The following is a 16,843-nucleotide window of genomic DNA, read 5'->3' on the forward strand; positions in this document are numbered from 1 at the left end:
TCCGTGAAAATGCCGAACTGACGCGGGATTTTCATCCCCGGGTGGAGGGCAAATCGCGCTGCCCATGGAACTTTTCTGTGAACATCATCACAACGGCCAGCCTTCTTTGAAACAATGTTTGACTGCGCCGTCGCAAACAACTTATCGCTTTACTACCATACTACTACAGTTTCAATGTTTCGTAAATTCCGATTCATCAGACAACATAGCAGCAAGACGGCCAATCATCGCGCGTTGGCGACAAAAACATCCATGAGGAAATGTTGCTCCTCGCCCCAGCATGAACATCACGGCTCACCGACGGGTGATGTTTACAGAAAAACAGAAGGTGCCCCAAAAAGCTCGGGACACCTTCTTCCATCGCTATATGTGCACTGGATGCTGATCTTGAAGACAGACGACTTTTTAGGTCAGCTCCAGCCAAAATGAATCCGCATCATCTTAATCATGGAAATTCGTTCCGTCTGTGACTTCTTTGACGATGCCGGCGCGGATGACGAAGTCGCCAAAACGTTCGCCGTCAAGCCGCTCTTTCGCGTAGCGGGACAAAAGGACGCGCAGTTCGCGCAAAATGTCTTCTTCGCCGATGTTTTCGCGATACAGTTTGCCAAGGCGCGTGCCGTTGAAGGCGGCGCCGAGGTACATATTGTATTTGCCGACCGCTTTGCCGACGAAGGCGATTTCAGCGAGCACGTGGCGGGCGCAGCCGTTCGGACAGCCCGTCATGCGGATCGTGATTTCTTCGTCGCGCAAGCCGTTTTCATCGATGATTTCCTCAATTTTATCGAGCAGTTTCGGCAAGTACCGCTCCGCTTCGGCCATCGCGAGGCCGCATGTCGGCAGCGCCACACAGGCGAGCGCGTTGCGGCGCAAGGCGGTGTACCGGCGTCCGTCGGTCAGGCCGTACTTGGCGATCAGCGCCTCGATTTCCGGTTTTTTCTCGCTCGTCACATTGGCGATGACTAAATTTTGGTTCGGCGTCAGCCGAAAATCGCCGGTATGAACGGTGGCGATTTCGCGCAAGCCGGTCATCAGCTTGTAATCATCGTAATCTTTGACGCGGCCGCCTTCGACAAAGAGGGTGAAATGCCACGTTCCATTGACGCCCTCAACCCAGCCGTAGCGGTCGCCGCTATGTTCAAAATGGTATGGACGCGCTTCCTCAAACTTCCAACCCAACCGGCGCTCAATTTCCTCTTTGACCGCTTCCAAGCCAAGCCGGTCGATCGTGTATTTGAAGCGGGCGTGTTTGCGTGACGAGCGGTTGCCGTAGTCGCGCTGCACGGTCATAATTTTCTCCGCCACGTCCACGACTTGATCCGGACGGCAGAAGCCGATCACTTTGGCGAGCTGCGGATAGGTTGTTTTGTCGCCGTGGGTCATCCCCATGCCGCCGCCGATGGCGACGTTAAACCCGGCAAGCTTGCCGTCCTCGACAATCGCGATGAACCCAATGTCTTGCGAGAACACATCGACATCGTTCGAAGGCGGAACGGCGATGCCGATTTTAAATTTCCGCGGCAAATAGGTCGGGCCGTAAATCGGTTCTTCCTCCCCGTCGACTGAAGGCGTCCCCGCCACTTTTTCATCATCCAGCCAAATTTCATAATACGCCCGTGTCCGCGGCAACAAATGGTCGCTGATCAGCTTCGCCCATTCGTACACTTCCGCGTGCACTTCCGACTGGTACGGATTCGGGTTGCACATCACGTTCCGATTGACATCGCCGCAAGCGGCAAGCGTCGTCATCAAAGCGCTGTTGATGGCTTGCATCGTCTTTTTCACGTTCCATTTCAAGACGCCATGCAATTGAAACGCTTGACGCGTCGTCAGTTTCAACGTGCCGTTGGCGTATTTGCGGGCGATTTCATCCATGACCAGCCACTGCTCCGGCGTCGCCACCCCACCCGGCGTGCGGACGCGGATCATAAACTGATACGCCGGCTCAAGCTTTTGTTTTTGCCGCTCGGTGCGGACATCCCGGTCGTCTTGTAAGTAGCTGCCGTGGAACTTCATCAGCCGGTTGTCATCATCGGGAATGCCCGCGCTGAGCGGGTCTTCCATCGTTTCAGCGAGCGTGCCGCGCAAGTAACGGCTTTCCTGCTTGATGCGCTCGACATCGCTTGGCGGTCCGTCCGGCGCCGTTAAGATGACTTTCGCCATTTTCCTTCCCACTCCTTTTTTCGATTAATAGACATCGCGTTGGTACCGTTTTTGCTTTTGCATCTCAGTGACATACGCTTCTGCTTGTTCGCGGCTCATACCGCCTTCTTTTTCGATAATATCGATGAGCGTCTGATGGACGTCGCGCGCCATGTGCTGCTTGTCGCCGCATACGTAGACGACGGCGCCTTCCTCAAGCCAGCCGAACAGCTCCTTGCTTCGTTCGAGCATCCGGTGCTGAACGTACACTTTTTGCTCCGTATCGCGCGAGAAGGCGACATCCATTTTGGTCAGTACGCCGCTTTTCAGCCACGCGAGCCATTCCGTCTGGTACAAGAAATCGGTCATAAAATGTTGGTCGCCAAAGAACAACCATGATTTTCCGCTCGCGCCTGTCGCCTCGCGCTCTTGCATAAAGGCGCGAAACGGCGCCACCCCGGTTCCTGGACCAATCATGATGATCGGCGTGTCCGGATCCTTCGGCAGCTTAAAATTCGGGTTCGGCTGCACAAAGACCGGCAAGGTGTCGCCGATTGGGACGCGCTCGGCGCAAAAGGTTGAGCATACCCCTTTGCGCAGGCGGCCGTAAGACTGATAGCGAACCGCCCCGATCGTCAAATGCACCTCGTCCGGATACGCGGCTAAGCTGCTCGCGATCGAATACAGGCGCGGCGGCATTTTCCGCAGGATGGAAATGAGTTGTTGCGGCGCGGCGTCCCACGGGCCGAAATCGCGCAAGGCATCGAGCAAGTCGCGGCCTTTGGCGTACTCTTTCAGCTTCGCCTCATTGCCTGGCGACACAAGCTCTTGAATGGCGCTGTTTTTCGACAGCGGCGCCAGTTTTTGCAGCAGCGCTTTCGTCAAAACGGTGATTTCAAAATGGGACGTGAGCGCTTCTTTCAGCGACCGCACTTCCCCATCTTTATCGATCGTCACCGTTTCTTCCGGATTCCATTTCATTTCTTGGATGATGAGGTCGACAAGCTCCGGATCGTTTTTCGGGAAAATGCCAAGCGCATCGCCCGGCTCATATTTCAAGCCCGATCCTTCAAGCGACAATTCTAAATGGCGCGTTTCCTTGTTCGACCCGCGGCCGTTTAAGTTGATGTTTTCCAACACCTCGGCCGGGAACGGATTTTTCCGCGAATAGACGACGGCCGGCTCCGCTTTCGGCGCCGCAGCCACTGCCGACAAGAGAGGAGTTGCCCCACCGCTGGCGTTTGCCTCTTTGCTCAACTCGCCAAGCACGCCGTCAAGCCATTTCGCCGCCGCTTCCTCGTAATCGACATCGCAATCGACGCGCGGATAAAACCGCGTTCCACCCAGCTCCTCGAGCCGCTTGTCGAAATCTTTCCCCGTCTGGCAAAACTGCTCGTACGACGTATCGCCGAGCGCGAGGACGGAGAAACGGAGATGATCCAGTTTTGGCGCCCGCTTGCTGTGGAGGAATTCGTAAAACGACACCGCATTGTCCGGCGGATCGCCTTCCCCGTGCGTGCTCACGACAATGAGCAGCGTCTCCACTTTCTTTAATTCATTCGGCTTAAACTCAAGCATCGACAACACTTTCGCCTCAAAGCCGCGCTCCTTGAGCGCCTTGCCGGCTTTTTCCGCCAACTTTTGCGCATTGCCGGTTTGCGAACCGTAAAGAACGGTCACTTCTTTCGAAACCGGCTTGCCGCCTCCGGCAAACAGCGCCGGCGCATTGGCGTCCAACACGGTGACCGCCGCCTCGGCCGCAGCCAAATACCCGCTCAGCCAAAGCTTTTGCAACGGCGTCAGCGTCGGCAACAAACGGTTCAGGAGCTCAATCTGCTCCTGAGTAAACGGACTGTTGGTTACTTGCAGCTGCAACGGTGTCCACCCCTCAATCGAAAAGTCGCATGGAACGATGGCGCCATGGTCGCTTCCTATTCAAGCACCAGCGCCAAATATCCATTATTCCTATAAAATAAGTAGACTTTAAATATAGATCATATTTACACTTTACCCTAAAACAGAACATTAGTAAAATAAATATAAATTATTAACATGATTAATATTTCTAATGGATCCAACCAAAAAAGCGCCAGCCTGCCGTTTGAAAAGGAAAATTTTTCCACAACTAACACATCCATAATTACACAACGCTCGCTCCCGGTCATGATGATCAAGCACGACGCTTGCTTCCCAGCCGTGAACAACCCATGATTGAACGGTGTTCGCCTCCCAGCCATGAACATCCAAACTCGCCTAGCAGGCGAGTGAAAAACAGCGGTTTCCGTCAATCAATACGCCGCACCGGTACCGCTAAGTTTCTCTAATTGCGAAAATGGGGCTACCTCGATCGTCATGGCCGGTGGTAGCCAGCGACCGTCGGCACAAAACCCGTTCCACCAAAATACGGCAGGAAGCCGACAGCCCGATTCAACCGCAGATGGAGGAATCACTGATGTACTACGATGAACTAAAAACGTTCATTACGCTGGCAGAAGTGAAAAATTTCACAAAAACAGCCGAGATTCTCCACCTCTCCCAGCCGAGTGTCAGCTTGCATATTAAAAACTTGGAAAAAGAGTTTCAAACGAAACTGTTTATCCGTTCCCCGAAGCAGCTGCGAATGACGCCGACCGGTGAACTCCTGTATGACCGCGCCAAACAAATGATGGCGCTTTATGAACAGACGAAACAAGACATTTTAGAGCATCACCACTCGGTGAAAGGCGGATTAAAAATCGGCGCCAGCTTTACGATCGGGGAGTATATTTTGCCGCCGTTTTTGCTCGACTTCCAACAGCGCTACCCGGAACTCGAACTTGAGGTAATAATCGGCAACACAAAAGAAATCGTCGAACTCGTCCGCTCGTACCAAGTGGATATCGGCTTGATCGAAGGGCAAACGAACGAAAAAGAGCTGTCCGTTCACCCGTTCATGCAGGACGAACTTGTCATCGTCGCTTCCAACCGCCACGAATTGGCACAAAAAGAGGAAGTGGCGATCACCGATTTGCAAAATGAAGCATGGGTGGCGCGCGAAGTCGGATCAGGGACAAGGGAATATTTCAACCACTTCATCCGTTCCAACGGATTAAAGGTGAAATCACTCATGATCATCAGCAGCAACCAAGGCATCAAAGAAATGTTAATCAACGGCAACGCCCTGTCCTTGCTGTCGCGCAGCGTCGTCGCCCGCGACATCGAGCACGGCCATCTGTCAGTCATCCGCTTGAAGCACCCACCGTTTTACCGAATGTTTTCCTACATCTATTCTCCGGTGATGGAAAACAAACAAACCGTGCTCATTTTTCTTGACAGATTGCAAAACCGTTAAACGACGAAGGCGTTTTCCGCACGGTCTTTGTCTCCGGCACACCCCCATCGCCTCCATCGGATCAACGGTTCACGGCCGCCTAAGGCAGCAGACATATGCCGGGCAACCAAGAGAGGGCGGAGCCACAAACGGCCCGCCCTTTACACTTCCATTTCGCTATGGCGGATGTGAGGCATTTCGATTTGAATGGTCGCATGGCGAATGTGAAAACGGGTTTCCACTAAATCAATCGCCTGCTGCAAAATCGCCTGCGCATCGCGGCCATCTTCAATAAGCAAGTGGCAGCTTAACGAATCGAGTCCGGAAGTGATCGTCCAAATATGCAAATCATGGACATCGGCCACCCCGTCAATGCCGGAAAGCGCCGCTTTGACTTCTGCTTGATCAATAGCCACAGGCGTTCCTTCCATTAAAATGTGCACCGTCTGCCGAACGACGGCGAAGGCCCCTCGCAAAATCAAAACGGCGACCAAGATGGAGATAAGCGGATCGGCCGCATACCAGCCAAACAGCCACATGACAAGCCCCGCCGCGATCGCGCCGACCGAACCTAGCGCATCGCCGAGGACATGAAGATATGCGCTGCGGACATTGACGTTTTCTTTAACGTCTCCTTGGCGCAACAACACCCACGCGCTGACGAGATTCGCTATCAACCCGACAGCGGCTACGATCATCATTGTTCCACTCTCGACTTCAGGTGGGTGTACTAATCGTTCTATTGCTTCCCAAATAATCCAAATCGCAATGATCACTAACGTGACCCCGTTTACGAGCGCCGCTAAAATCTCAAACCGGTAAAATCCATACGTTCTCTTCGGCGACACGGGCCTCGATGCCAGCCACACCGCCACCAAGCTTAACAGAAGCGAAGCCGCATCACTCAGCATATGCCCCGAATCGGAAAGAAGAGCCAAGCTGTTCGTCACAAGCCCACCGACAAACTCGAGCACCATAATCCCGACCGTTACGCTAAAGGCGATCGCCAACCCTTTTTGATTGCCCTCTCTGCTTTGATGATGCCCGTGATGGTGATCGCAATGGCCATGCGCATGATGATGCATCCATTCTCTCCCCCTCATGAATGTTGAGCGTGATCAACCGCCTGCTTGAGCAACGAAATGACATGTTCGTCATCGCACGAGTACACCAACATTTTCCCCTCACGGCGATATTTGACAAGCCGCAACGTCCGCAGCAGCGCCAACTGATGGGAAACCGCCGATTGCGACATGCCGAGCACTTCCGCCATATGGCCAACATGGCATTCTTCTTGGGAAAGCAAATACAAAATTTTGATCCGTGTCGGATCGGCTAACGCTTTAAAAATCTGTGCCACTTCCTCAATTACACGTGGATCTAAAAACGAATGATCCTCTGCGTTCATGGCTGTTCCCCCACATTTTAATATATGAGCATTTGTTCATATATATGAATCATAACCGACCTTTTTTTCATTGTCAACTCATTTGCCTCGCTACAAACTGCCGCTGACTGACATTTCCACCATAGCAGCCAAACAAAAAGAGGCCTGACCCAAAAAGTCGGCCTGCCTTCCACATAGACTAGACACAACATATAGAACGAACCAGAAACCGATGTATAGAAAAAGCGGTCTCCCCTTTTGCGATGCTCTCTCGCCCATTACGGTTTCAGCCGCACCGCCGTCCCCGTGGCAATGCACATCATCATGCCATCGCCCAGCGTTTCAAAGTCAAGATCCACCCCGATCACGGCATTGGCGCCAAGGCTTCTCGCCTGATCGACCATCTCCTTGATCGCCGTCTCCCGCCCTTCGGCCAGCTTGCTTTCATACGTTCCGCTTCGCCCGCCGATAATATCGGTAATGCTGGCGAGGAAATCGCGGATGATATTGGCGCCCAAAATGACCTCTCCCGCGACAATGCCTAAGTATTCCTCGATTTCTTTTCCTTGAATGGTACTGGTCGTGGTCACAATCATAAGCAATCCCCTCCCGCTCGCTCATAAACGTTTGATTCGTTGCTGTTCCTTTATTGCCGAGCCGCTTTATACATATGGAGCACGATCGCACTAATCACCGTCACACCGATCAATGACCATACATACACAATCGGTGAACTTGTTTGACTGAACACCACTTCGTTTTGCAGCTGGCCGACGCTCTCCCAAGCGTTAACGATGTCAGGTTGATACATCGTTGTTTTCCAGTACCCCCAACCAATCGTTGCGGCAAAATACATCATATGAGCGACGGCTGAAAACATAAACGCTTGCCACATCGTTTTCATCGGTCCTCACCTCCCGCAAACAAACACCAACCATCCATTTGTTGAGAGACAACAGCCCAACTAACGGCCGTTTACATCATTTTACCATATTGACGAGCCAACCGCCAGCGGTTTAGTCCATTCATAGAAGCGACAGCTCTAGAAGCCCGGTGAAAAACCGCTGTCACACTCGAATCGGCGGCATTTTCATTCAGAAACGAAAGCTGATTCTACAAGGTTTCTCTAATTGAAAAAAGAATGGAATCAGCAGTATTTTGCCCTAAATCACCAACCTTCTAGAAGGCCGGTGAAAAATCGCTGATTCCCTTCATCAACGGAAGAATGATTGAAAAGCAGGCCCGATACAACAAGGTTTTTCTAATTGAGAAAAGGGATGGCAAAGCCGTATCCACGAGTCAATCACCAGCCTCCTAGATACTTTTCCGCCATCGCGCGGCAGCGGGCGAGTAAATGATTTGAAAAACCGTGCCCCTTCCTTTTTCCGGTTGGTTTCTCTCGAACAGATGCACAATCCCCAAAAAAGAAGGGATACTCACCAAGTCGCCATTGGAGTAAGCTTAACAATAGCAGGCTTTCTTTTGACATTGCGTCCCATCCTAAAAGGCAAGGGAAAAACGCCTTTTCGCTCTGCCCGGGGCGCCCGACAGGAACGGAAAACGGATCTGATCGAATCCGGAGCCGCCGACTTTTTCTTACCCACCGCTCTCCTCAAGCATCGGCGCATTCAACAACAAAAAAATGAATGAACATTCATTCTTTGTGGTATAATGGTGGCAGTATTTGCACACAAAGGGAGGAACGCTCGCCATGTGGATCCATAAAATCATCAAAAAACGATTTGAAGCCGAAACGGTCAACAACGTGCACATCGCCAAAGCGACCGCTTCGTTTCAAGGCGTTCGGCTTACGGTCCGCTGCTTCATCGCAGACGGCGTTCTCATTGATACCGGAGCCAAATCGATGGAAAGCGAGTTCGCCTCGTTTTTTCAGCAGCACGACATCGATCAAGTCGTCATCACCCATTACCATGAAGACCATACCGGTTGTGCGGCGTTTTTGCAACAAACGATGGGATTGCCCATCTATATGAATGAACCAATGATCGAGTATTGCCGACAAAAGGCGGATTATCCGCTGTATCGGAAAATCTTTTGGGGAAAGCGCGACCCGTTTGCCGCCGAGCCCATCGGCGCTGCGTTTTCCTCGCGAAACGCCACATGGGAGGTGATTCCGACACCGGGCCATGCTGTGGACCATGTCGTCTTTTTGAATCGCGAAACGGGCCAGCTGTTTAGCGGCGACTTATACTGCCAAGAGAAAACGAAAGTCATCCTGCGCGAAGAAGACATCCCGACGATCATCGCCTCGTTGCAACGCGTGTTGGCGCACGACTTCGGCGATGTCTTCTGCGCCCACGCCGGCTACCTTCCGAACGGGCGTGAGGCGCTGCAGCGGAAGCTCGACTACTTGCTTGAACTACAGGATACGATCATCGACCTGTACAAAAACGGAATGCCGCCCAAACAAATTCAAGCGCTCCTGTTTCCGAAAAAATATCCGATCGTCTTTTTTTCCCGCGGAGAGTGGGACTCGCTCCATATCATCCGTTCCGTCATTCGGCACTACCAAGCGAAGCAGCAGGCCAGCTGAAGCCGCTCCTTGCTTGCCGCCGTCAAACGCTGAGAAGGCTGGCGAAAAACAACATCAAGGCAAACAGCGGTTTTTCACCAACTTTTTAGGGCAGCTCCCCCGCTGCCCTTTTTCCTTTTTTTAGAAAACAGACCGACCCGCTCGCACCGATATGACCGCTGTCTCCTATGCCCACGGTCGCAAACCAGAGCTGCGCCTCTGGCTTCTCCGTTCGTCCGGCGTATGATATGCTAGTAGAAAAAAGAGGCTCTTCACCAAAAGCTGGACTTGATTTTTCATCACGTACCTTACTTATGCAGCCAAGAAAGAAACGATTTTTTGCATACATTTGTTCAAAGAAAGGTACCGTCTGGCAAGTCCTTGTTGGGGTGATGAGCCAAAAAAAGAAAAGGTGTGAATATGGGATCGTACGTTGTTGTCGGAGCTGGTATTTTAGGGGCGGCGACGGCTTACCACTTAGCCAAAGAAGGGGCGGCGGTCACGATCATCGACCGCCATGACAAAGGACAAGCGACCGATGCGGCGGCCGGGATCGTCTGCCCTTGGCTGTCGCAGCGCCGCAACCAAAAATGGTATCGGCTAGCGAAAAATGGAGCGGCGTTTTACCCTTCCCTTATCGAAGAGCTGCAATCTTACGGGGAAACAGAAACCGGTTATGCTCGTGTCGGTGCCCTCTGCTTGCATACCGATGAACAAAAGCTGGAACAAATGGCGGAGCGCGCGCGCAAACGGCGCGAAGAGGCACCAGAAATCGGGGACATCGTGCGACTTGGACCGAAAGAGGCGAAAAGGCTGTTTCCACCGTTAGCCGAAACATACGATGCGATTTATGTCAGCGGAGCTGCCCGCGTCAACGGCCGGGCATTGCGCGACGCGCTCATCAACGCGGCCCGCAAGCTCGGCGCCGCCTATGTCCGCGCCAACGCTCGCCTGCTCCATCAAGGGGCACGCGTCATTGGCGTCGACGCTGACGGTACGACCTATGCGGCTGAAGCCGTCATCGTCACAGCCGGCGTGTGGGCCTGCGAGCTGCTTCGCCCTCTCGGCATCGAGCTGCTCGTCACCCCGCAAAAAGGGCAGCTGATCCATTTGGAACATCCGAATCAGGACACTTCCGAGTGGCCGGTGGTCATGCCGCCGAACCATCACTATATGCTCGCTTTCCCAAAAGGGCGAATGGTGATCGGAACGACGCACGAAGACGAGGCAGGATGGGACGCCCGCCCTACGGCCGGAGGAATGCACGAATTGTTGAACCAAGCGCTTGCGCTTGCACCAGGCCTCTGCACGTTTACTTATGTCGAGACACGAGTCGGATTCCGACCGCGCACACCGGGCTTTCTCCCCGTCTTTGGGGCGCTTCCGGGGCTATCTGGACTGTACATCGGCAATGGACTAGGCTCGTCAGGCCTCACCGTCGGCCCTTATGTCGGCAAGGAACTGGCCAACCTTGTTCTCGGCCTGCCGACCGAACTCGACCCGAACGACTACGAAGTGTCGACCGCCATCGGGCCGAGCCGTCCCTGACCGGTTTGATCAGGAACATGCCGATCTGCCGGCGCTCGATGTGCTCGTGCTCGCACGGCCCGAAGCGCGGCCAACCGTTTCGGCCGACAAGCCGCAGGGCAAAGCGAAGTGACGAAATTCAGCTTTGCCCTTCGTATTGTTTCAGCTGTTCCGTCAGCTTGTAAAACAGCTCCATGTCCTTGCGATCCAACGCTTGATCGATTTGCAGCTTCAAACGCGCGACTTCATGGCGCTTCAACGCCTCATCGAGCACCTGTCCTACCGCTTTCGCCATTTTCTCATCGCGTTCATGCCGCCTCACATTTTCAAACGCTTGATGGTCAATCAATCGGAGATAAGAAACGTTTCGCAGTTTCCCTGGAAAGTGAAGCGTTACATAGAGCGGTTCATTTGGATGCAGCGCCAAATCGCCCATAATCGTGGCCAGGCTCGTGCTTTTTTGGCCGCGCCGATAAAACACAAGCCCCTCTTCTTCCGCCATCGCAGTTGAAATGATCAGCCACCGCGCCTGCTTTTGCTCGGTTTCCGTAAAATGCACATTCTCCAGCAGATGGGGGTGCTGAAGCAAATAACGAAGCACAAAGCGGGCGTCAGGATGCTTTAACCGATGCGTTTGCAAGAACGACGTCAAAAAACGGCGCTTTTCTAGCGGCGACACCCATCTCATCGCCCCACCCCTTTTCGATCAGCTATAATTAGAACGCAGTTTCGATCTTCATGTATAAGCGTTAAAATAGCGAACACTGAAAAAAGCTGATGATTTTAAGGAAACAAGACGCTTATCAATCTCGTTTTTTCAATATAGAAAAGCCATGTTCGTATCCGGATCGCCTTTCAAACGATCCTCATCGCTCAAGAGAAACAACCGTTTTTCACCAGCCCTCTAAGAGGCTGGTGACTTAATCGCGATACGTGTTTATCATGTCATTTCTCAATTATTCCCGTTTTGGGTCAGCCCCTTCTACTCATTATCTCAAATGGTCAATAGCGTATTGCGCCTCCTCTGGAGTGAATTTTTCGCCATATTCGGAAGTTAATTGCTCATAAATTGCTTGGTTGGACATTTTCATTTGTTCCGCGTATTGTTTAGCCTTCTCTAATGCATTCGCCTTCCAATCCCATTTAAGGTTGTCAATGGCGTATTTTGCTGCATCCTCTGGAAATGCTTCACCGTATTCAGAGATTAACTGTTCATATATCGCAGCCTTTGACATATACATGGTTTCGGCATATTGTCTCGCCTTTTCTAAAGCTGCTTTGTATTCCCGCGGAACATCATCTTTTGGAGTGTTTTCTTCTTTAGCTTCAGTTTCTTGTTTCTCCTCTTTCTTTGGCTCGCTCTTGACTTCTTCACTCTTGGCCCCTTTTTTCGGTTCTGTGCTTGTTGTTTCGCTATCTTCACCGCCAGATGCGATTGCTCCAATGATGATTAGAGCAAGCACCCACACCCACCAGCGTTTGTAGATTGGTTTCTTTTTCTTTTCGCTCATACTTTGTCCTCCTTTATATATTTTCACGATTCCAAAAGTACCATATTTACAACGCGAATATTGTCGAAATATGTAATTGGAAATAAAATAATCCCCCCGCTAAACAGCAGGGGACCCATTATTTATCATCATACGGGCGATATTTCTTACGCAATGCCTCAAGTTCTTTTTTTCTTTCTTCAATATCCCGCCGTAAAAACAAGCTATCACCACGTAATTTTTTTATCGGATTCAACTTGCCAGCGGAAATCATTTGACTAATCCGTTGACGAGTAACTCCAAGAATTTCAACCACTTCGGAAGTGGTGAGGACTTCATTTTTAATGAAGCACTCCACTTCTTCCCGGTTCTTCAAGTGGTATTCCATCATTCATCACCCTCGAATTTCAATTTGTATTTGATCACGATCATGATCACCCAAGCTGCAACAAGCACCAACGTGATCCATCTTAAAATCGTCATGTTGTGGAAATCAATTTCGTTCAACCAAGACAGGAACAACATTGCGAAAAAGCAATCTGTCGCTTCGATTTTTTTGAACCATTTCTTCATTGGAATTTGTGTGGAAGAACGGATATAATATTCTTGAGAGGGTGAGGTTGGCGGTAACCCCATCCCCTCGTTAGCTTATCGTTTTTTTGTTTCTTATGCTTGCGCTTCGCATCGATTTTTTCGTTGATTTCGAGGATGGTTTTAATCAACGTTGCGAGAGCCGCAAGCGTAAAAATATTCTGATTGCAATGATATCCATTCCGTATCACCTCTTGCTTTTTTGTTCATTCCAAGAAAGTGGGCGCTCTCTTCCGTTTTTTTCGATATATTTCCATAGTTCTGGACGATTCTCACCACCATGATAGTATGAACTCATCCCGAATTTGTGCGTCTTCGTCCCGTTCAATTCAACATCCAAGTCGTGCAAAATCCGATGTGCATACACCAAGCCGGTTGTATCTTTTTGGCTTGTTGCAATTTCGAGAACAACCTCGAGAACTTCAAAATCCAATTTCAAATCTCTCGGATCGTCATCAATAGATACTATATCCAGCAAGTTGTTCTGTTCCATGGTTTTGATCTGTTCCGTGATTTCAGGGATGATTGCTTTTGCTTCCTTAATCAAGGCATCAGCGTGCTTCTTTTGTTGCTCCCAATTGACATTCTTGATTCTCCCGTAGGTTAGCGTGTCCTCATAAAATTGATGGTGGTCCCGGACAAACTTTTGAATGCTCTCTTTCACACCCGGCTTCCAGTTTACTTTTTGCCCAACGTATGACCGAATAGCTTCGTACTCAGCAATTTTTGATTGTTGGTTCTCTGACCTATCTTCCTGTTTGGAGCTTTGTTCTTCGTTTCGAGTCCCCTTCTTCTTGCTCTGTTCTTCTCTTTGGCTATCCTGCTTCGTGTTTCGCTCTTGTTCTGTCTGTTCTGCCTTAGGCTTGTCTGGTTCTTTCGACTCTTTTTCCGGAGAATCAGAGCACCCCGACAACAAGACAGCGACCAACATACCAATCATTGGTTTGTACAGTTTCATTTGTAAAACCTCCTAGATTTGGTATTTACCTTTATCATAAATCACCTCCTTTCCGTTTGAAAGTAGTTAGGCTCTGTATACATCAATAAAGGAATCAAGCCCTTTTTCTTTCAACTCCCTTACTCGTTTTTCAGCATTTTCCCGATCCGCGAAACTGCCTGCCACCACTCGATAGAAGACTTTCCGACTGGTAGGCGATTTCGTCACAGGTTTCGCTTTCGGTTTCCATCCATGCGCTTTGGCCAGCCCGTGTGCATGCGCCAGTGCGAACTTCCGTAGATTGTCATCCGACTTCAAAAAATCAGCATCATTTTTATTGTCAATAAACCCATTCTCCGTCAGAACGGCAGGCATCTTCGTCTCGCGGAGAATGGCAAGGTTCGCCTCTTTCTTCCCGCGATTGGCAAATTTCGTTTCGGCAACAATGGCATCGTGCAAAACGTTTCTCAATGCCTGCGTTTTCGGTTTGCTAGAATACGAGCCGTTATAAATGTACGACTCGAATCCCTCTCCGCCCCCTGCGTTGATGTGAATACTACAAAAATGGTCTGCTCCTAAGCGATTGGCAAAATCAGCGCGGTCGCTCAAGCTGACAAACACATCTTTGTCGCGAGTGAGATAGACCTTGACACCTTCGTATAGCTCATGAATGTAGTCTCTCGTATAGAGCGCGATTTTCAGCGTCAAATCTTTCTCACGAAGCCCATTCGCCACCGCACCCGGATCGTGGCCGCCGTGGCCGGGGTCGATGACTTGAATGAAGTCAGCCATATTCATTCCTCCTTCGATAGTTTGGAATAAAAGGCAAACAAAAAACGCCCTTTACAGGCGTCGTTCTTTTTGGATTTCATCATAAATGGCATCAAATTGTTCGATATACTCCCCATATTTGTTATAATCATTTTCATTTCTCATTTCTCCAAACAGTTGAATCAGCTCACTTAATTTTGTTTTCATCGAAAGTTGATCTTCAAGATTATAAAAATGCCTTGCATAAACATAGCCAACATGAGCCATGTGAGACAAGAAGTCTTCTCTGCTGGAATATGGTGCGTATTCGCCTGAGTGAAGCGATTCGCTCATGCCTTTCAGCCAATAATATACGTCGCTATATTCACTTTTCTCAATGAAAAACGACGCTTCAGATTGTTTGTTTGGAACTTCATCCACAAAATAAGTTGTGTTAAAGTGCTTATCTAACTCATGAATGGTTTGGTGAATCTCGTAAAAAATCTCATCGCCTTTGATTGCGTTGTTTTGAATCGCTTGATTCACCAGCTTTTTCACTCTGTTTAGCTCATCTCTCTTTTCGCCGTCATATTTGATATTGCCCAAGTTCTTTCTGATATCGTTTAAAATTCTCTTATAATCTTCGTTACTTAAAGTCTTTCCGCCATTATCAACATTTGCTTTGTCCACGAGAACAGCAGAATTCAGATGAGCAAAGTAGAGCTCAAAATTCGATTTGTATTCAGGGTGATTATGTGGATCGACGCCGAAAGTCAGTTGTTCTTTTTGTTCCAATTTCCACTGCTGTGTATTTGAGGCAGGTTTGGTACTTTGGGCATCCTTATCGCTCATTGCAAAAAACCCGATCCCTAAAACAATGGCAGCTAACAAGCCCAAAATCCATTTCCCCAACTCGAACCCTCCCCCTTGGCCTTATTATGTCGTTACCATTTTAACCAATATAACGCAGTCAATAAAACGTTGCGACCATTATGCAAAAAAATCGGGATTAAAACGATCACTTGCCACGGGCTCCGTCATACTCACGCATCCATGCTCTTATATAACGGAGTAAATATCAAATACGTTTCTCGGCGTCTTAGACATAAAGATAATGTAACCACGCTGCAAACGTACTCGCATATTTTAGATGAGATGGAGCAAAAAGAGTCTCGGCAAGTTGATCTCGCGATGGAGGAGCTGTATCATGCCAAATAGCCGTGCAAAATTTTTTCCGATTCTATCGTTTTTTTGGAATTCCTAAAAAATGAAAAACGACCGCAAATGCGGTCATAGCAAGGGTTTCAGCACTGTTAACCCGAACCGATCGTATGTAAGTGGCGTCCCAGGAGAGACTCGAACTCCCGACCGACGGCTTAGAAGGCCGCTGCTCTATCCTACTGAGCTACTGGGACATAACCAAGATGACACTCTAATTTTCATCGCTGCCCCTTCCTCTACCAGCTCACGCAAAGAAGCTTGATGCGTCGGGGCAACTCGCAGCTCATTCGAGGATGTCTCGCTCGTTGCTCTATCCTGCTGAGCTGCTCGGATGCAATGCAAGTGATGGCCTGACATCCTTCACCGTTTCTTTAAATAAAGAAAAGCGGGTGATGGGAATCGAACCCACGACTTCAGCTTGGGAAGCTGAGGTTTTACCATTAAACTACACCCGCATAATTTCATTAATTTGTCCTCACAACCAAGAGCGAGGGTTGCAATAAAAATATAATCATTAACAGTTATTTTGTCAATACCTTTTTACAAAATTGATTGGACGCGCTCGAGAGGATTCGAACCCCTAACCTTCTGATCCGTAGTCAGATGCTCTATCCAATTGAGCTACGAGCGCACAGCAGAGAGCGGAAGACGGGACTCGAACCCGCGACCCCCACCTTGGCAAGGTGGTGTTCTACCACTGAACTACTTCCGCATCATGAGAGAAATTCATTCCTTCAAAACTAGATAACCATCGGAAGAAGCCGCGTATCGTCCTATCTAGCTCCGGCCGCCATCGGCTTGCGGCGCTTCGGTCCTGCTGTGGCGGCATAACCTCCTCGCAGGCCCTCCAGCGCGTTTCGCCGATCGGTGGGCGTCCTGCGCTTTTCGTCCTGTCTAGCTCCGGCTCGCCGCCGCTCGGGGTCAAATCACCTTCTCCCTCGGGGTGCAAGCACCC

Annotated in this window: 16 protein-coding genes, 4 tRNA genes and 1 pseudogene; 5 read left to right on the top strand and 16 right to left on the bottom strand. The window is 50.2% G+C overall.

The annotated features are described in order from the left end of the window. Window positions 1-441: 441 nt before the first annotated feature. A complete protein-coding gene (gene cysI, locus B4113_RS04455; RefSeq protein WP_033844034.1) occupies window positions 442-2,163 on the bottom strand; it encodes an assimilatory sulfite reductase (NADPH) hemoprotein subunit in 1,722 nt (573 codons plus the stop codon). Window positions 2,164-2,187: 24 nt separating this feature from the next. Continuing rightward, window positions 2,188-4,017: an assimilatory sulfite reductase (NADPH) flavoprotein subunit gene (locus tag B4113_RS04460; protein ID WP_033844035.1), complete on the bottom strand. Its 1,830-nt coding sequence runs from the start codon at window positions 4,015-4,017 to the stop codon at window positions 2,188-2,190. 577 nt (window positions 4,018-4,594) lie between these two features. Between B4113_RS04460 and B4113_RS04470 the strand changes: the two genes are divergently transcribed. Further along, window positions 4,595-5,473 carry a LysR family transcriptional regulator gene (locus B4113_RS04470; protein WP_033844037.1) on the top strand — a complete coding sequence of 293 codons (879 nt, stop codon included), beginning with the start codon at window positions 4,595-4,597 and terminating at the stop codon, window positions 5,471-5,473. A gap of 140 nt (window positions 5,474-5,613) precedes the next feature. Here B4113_RS04470 and B4113_RS04475 read toward each other — a convergent pair whose 3' ends face one another. From B4113_RS04475 to B4113_RS04490, 4 genes are all read right to left on the bottom strand, one after another. Next, the gene (locus B4113_RS04475; RefSeq protein WP_033844038.1) at window positions 5,614-6,537 is read right to left on the bottom strand and encodes a cation diffusion facilitator family transporter; all 924 of its coding nucleotides are present in this window, start codon (window positions 6,535-6,537) and stop codon (window positions 5,614-5,616) included. Between the two features lie 14 nt (window positions 6,538-6,551). Then, on the bottom strand, window positions 6,552-6,860 hold the full coding sequence (locus B4113_RS04480; protein ID WP_033021268.1) for a helix-turn-helix transcriptional regulator: 309 nt from the start codon (window positions 6,858-6,860) through the stop codon (window positions 6,552-6,554). Between the two features lie 257 nt (window positions 6,861-7,117). Further along, window positions 7,118-7,435: a YbjQ family protein gene (locus B4113_RS04485; RefSeq protein WP_033844039.1), complete on the bottom strand. Its 318-nt coding sequence runs from the start codon at window positions 7,433-7,435 to the stop codon at window positions 7,118-7,120. A gap of 50 nt (window positions 7,436-7,485) precedes the next feature. Then, on the bottom strand, window positions 7,486-7,743 hold the full coding sequence (locus tag B4113_RS04490; RefSeq protein WP_033844040.1) for a membrane protein: 258 nt from the start codon (window positions 7,741-7,743) through the stop codon (window positions 7,486-7,488). Window positions 7,744-8,198: 455 nt separating this feature from the next. Here B4113_RS04490 and B4113_RS19390 point away from each other — a divergent pair, with 455 nt between their 5' ends. The 3 genes from B4113_RS19390 (at window position 8,199) to B4113_RS04500 (ending at window position 10,920) form a co-directional block, all read left to right on the top strand. Continuing rightward, window positions 8,199-8,489: a hypothetical protein gene (locus tag B4113_RS19390; RefSeq protein WP_153017127.1), complete on the top strand. Its 291-nt coding sequence runs from the start codon at window positions 8,199-8,201 to the stop codon at window positions 8,487-8,489. Between the two features lie 61 nt (window positions 8,490-8,550). Next, the gene (locus tag B4113_RS04495) at window positions 8,551-9,393 is read left to right on the top strand and encodes an MBL fold metallo-hydrolase (protein ID WP_033844041.1); all 843 of its coding nucleotides are present in this window, start codon (window positions 8,551-8,553) and stop codon (window positions 9,391-9,393) included. 399 nt (window positions 9,394-9,792) lie between these two features. Continuing rightward, the gene (locus tag B4113_RS04500; protein ID WP_033844042.1) at window positions 9,793-10,920 is read left to right on the top strand and encodes an FAD-binding oxidoreductase; all 1,128 of its coding nucleotides are present in this window, start codon (window positions 9,793-9,795) and stop codon (window positions 10,918-10,920) included. Between the two features lie 118 nt (window positions 10,921-11,038). Here B4113_RS04500 and B4113_RS04505 read toward each other — a convergent pair whose 3' ends face one another. The 6 genes from B4113_RS04505 to B4113_RS04540 all read right to left on the bottom strand — a co-directional run bounded on the left by B4113_RS04505 (window position 11,039) and on the right by B4113_RS04540 (window position 15,579). Next, window positions 11,039-11,587, bottom strand: a complete 549-nt coding sequence (locus B4113_RS04505; protein ID WP_033844043.1) for a YpiB family protein — start codon at window positions 11,585-11,587, stop codon at window positions 11,039-11,041. Window positions 11,588-11,888: 301 nt separating this feature from the next. Then, complete coding sequence (locus B4113_RS04510; protein WP_033844044.1) at window positions 11,889-12,410, bottom strand: Ltp family lipoprotein; 522 nt, start codon at window positions 12,408-12,410, stop codon at window positions 11,889-11,891. 118 nt (window positions 12,411-12,528) lie between these two features. Continuing rightward, the gene (locus B4113_RS04515; RefSeq protein WP_033844045.1) at window positions 12,529-12,777 is read right to left on the bottom strand and encodes a helix-turn-helix domain-containing protein; all 249 of its coding nucleotides are present in this window, start codon (window positions 12,775-12,777) and stop codon (window positions 12,529-12,531) included. A gap of 390 nt (window positions 12,778-13,167) precedes the next feature. After that, a complete protein-coding gene (locus B4113_RS04530) occupies window positions 13,168-13,938 on the bottom strand; it encodes a hypothetical protein (protein ID WP_033844047.1) in 771 nt (256 codons plus the stop codon). Window positions 13,939-14,004: 66 nt separating this feature from the next. Then, complete coding sequence (locus B4113_RS04535) at window positions 14,005-14,709, bottom strand: N-acetylmuramoyl-L-alanine amidase (protein ID WP_033844048.1); 705 nt, start codon at window positions 14,707-14,709, stop codon at window positions 14,005-14,007. A gap of 51 nt (window positions 14,710-14,760) precedes the next feature. Continuing rightward, complete coding sequence (locus B4113_RS04540) at window positions 14,761-15,579, bottom strand: hypothetical protein (RefSeq protein WP_033844049.1); 819 nt, start codon at window positions 15,577-15,579, stop codon at window positions 14,761-14,763. A gap of 51 nt (window positions 15,580-15,630) precedes the next feature. Between B4113_RS04540 and B4113_RS20325 the strand changes: the two are divergent. Beyond that, window positions 15,631-15,885, top strand: a pseudogene (locus tag B4113_RS20325) (tyrosine-type recombinase/integrase); the annotation flags it as partial. Between the two features lie 120 nt (window positions 15,886-16,005). On the opposite strand, the gene B4113_RS04545 reads toward B4113_RS20325, so the two are convergent. The 4 genes from B4113_RS04545 to B4113_RS04560 form a co-directional block, all read right to left on the bottom strand. After that, window positions 16,006-16,082, bottom strand: a tRNA-Arg gene (locus B4113_RS04545). A 190-nt stretch (window positions 16,083-16,272) separates the two neighbouring features. Then, a tRNA-Gly gene (locus B4113_RS04550) sits at window positions 16,273-16,343 on the bottom strand. Between the two features lie 102 nt (window positions 16,344-16,445). Next, window positions 16,446-16,519 (bottom strand) — tRNA-Arg (locus B4113_RS04555). 9 nt (window positions 16,520-16,528) lie between these two features. Continuing rightward, window positions 16,529-16,600: transfer RNA gene (locus B4113_RS04560), tRNA-Gly, on the bottom strand. Window positions 16,601-16,843: the final 243 nt, after the last annotated feature.

The sequence above is a fragment of the Geobacillus sp. B4113_201601 genome, from assembly GCF_001587475.1.
Classification (GTDB): domain Bacteria; phylum Bacillota; class Bacilli; order Bacillales; family Anoxybacillaceae; genus Geobacillus; species Geobacillus icigianus.

Coding starts and splice junctions, on each gene's coding strand:
- cysI (WP_033844034.1), bottom strand. CDS start 2,163: ATGGCGAAAGTCATCTTAACGGCGCCGGACGGACCGCCAAGCGATGTC.
- B4113_RS04470 (WP_033844037.1), top strand. CDS start 4,595: ATGTACTACGATGAACTAAAAACGTTCATTACGCTGGCAGAAGTGAAA.
- B4113_RS04475 (WP_033844038.1), bottom strand. CDS start 6,537: ATGCATCATCATGCGCATGGCCATTGCGATCACCATCACGGGCATCAT.
- B4113_RS04480 (WP_033021268.1), bottom strand. CDS start 6,860: ATGAACGCAGAGGATCATTCGTTTTTAGATCCACGTGTAATTGAGGAA.
- B4113_RS04485 (WP_033844039.1), bottom strand. CDS start 7,435: ATGATTGTGACCACGACCAGTACCATTCAAGGAAAAGAAATCGAGGAA.
- B4113_RS04490 (WP_033844040.1), bottom strand. CDS start 7,743: ATGAAAACGATGTGGCAAGCGTTTATGTTTTCAGCCGTCGCTCATATG.
- B4113_RS04495 (WP_033844041.1), top strand. CDS start 8,551: ATGTGGATCCATAAAATCATCAAAAAACGATTTGAAGCCGAAACGGTC.
- B4113_RS04500 (WP_033844042.1), top strand. CDS start 9,793: ATGGGATCGTACGTTGTTGTCGGAGCTGGTATTTTAGGGGCGGCGACG.
- B4113_RS04505 (WP_033844043.1), bottom strand. CDS start 11,587: ATGAGATGGGTGTCGCCGCTAGAAAAGCGCCGTTTTTTGACGTCGTTC.
- B4113_RS04510 (WP_033844044.1), bottom strand. CDS start 12,410: ATGAGCGAAAAGAAAAAGAAACCAATCTACAAACGCTGGTGGGTGTGG.
- B4113_RS04515 (WP_033844045.1), bottom strand. CDS start 12,777: ATGGAATACCACTTGAAGAACCGGGAAGAAGTGGAGTGCTTCATTAAA.
- B4113_RS04530 (WP_033844047.1), bottom strand. CDS start 13,938: ATGAAACTGTACAAACCAATGATTGGTATGTTGGTCGCTGTCTTGTTG.
- B4113_RS04535 (WP_033844048.1), bottom strand. CDS start 14,709: ATGGCTGACTTCATTCAAGTCATCGACCCCGGCCACGGCGGCCACGAT.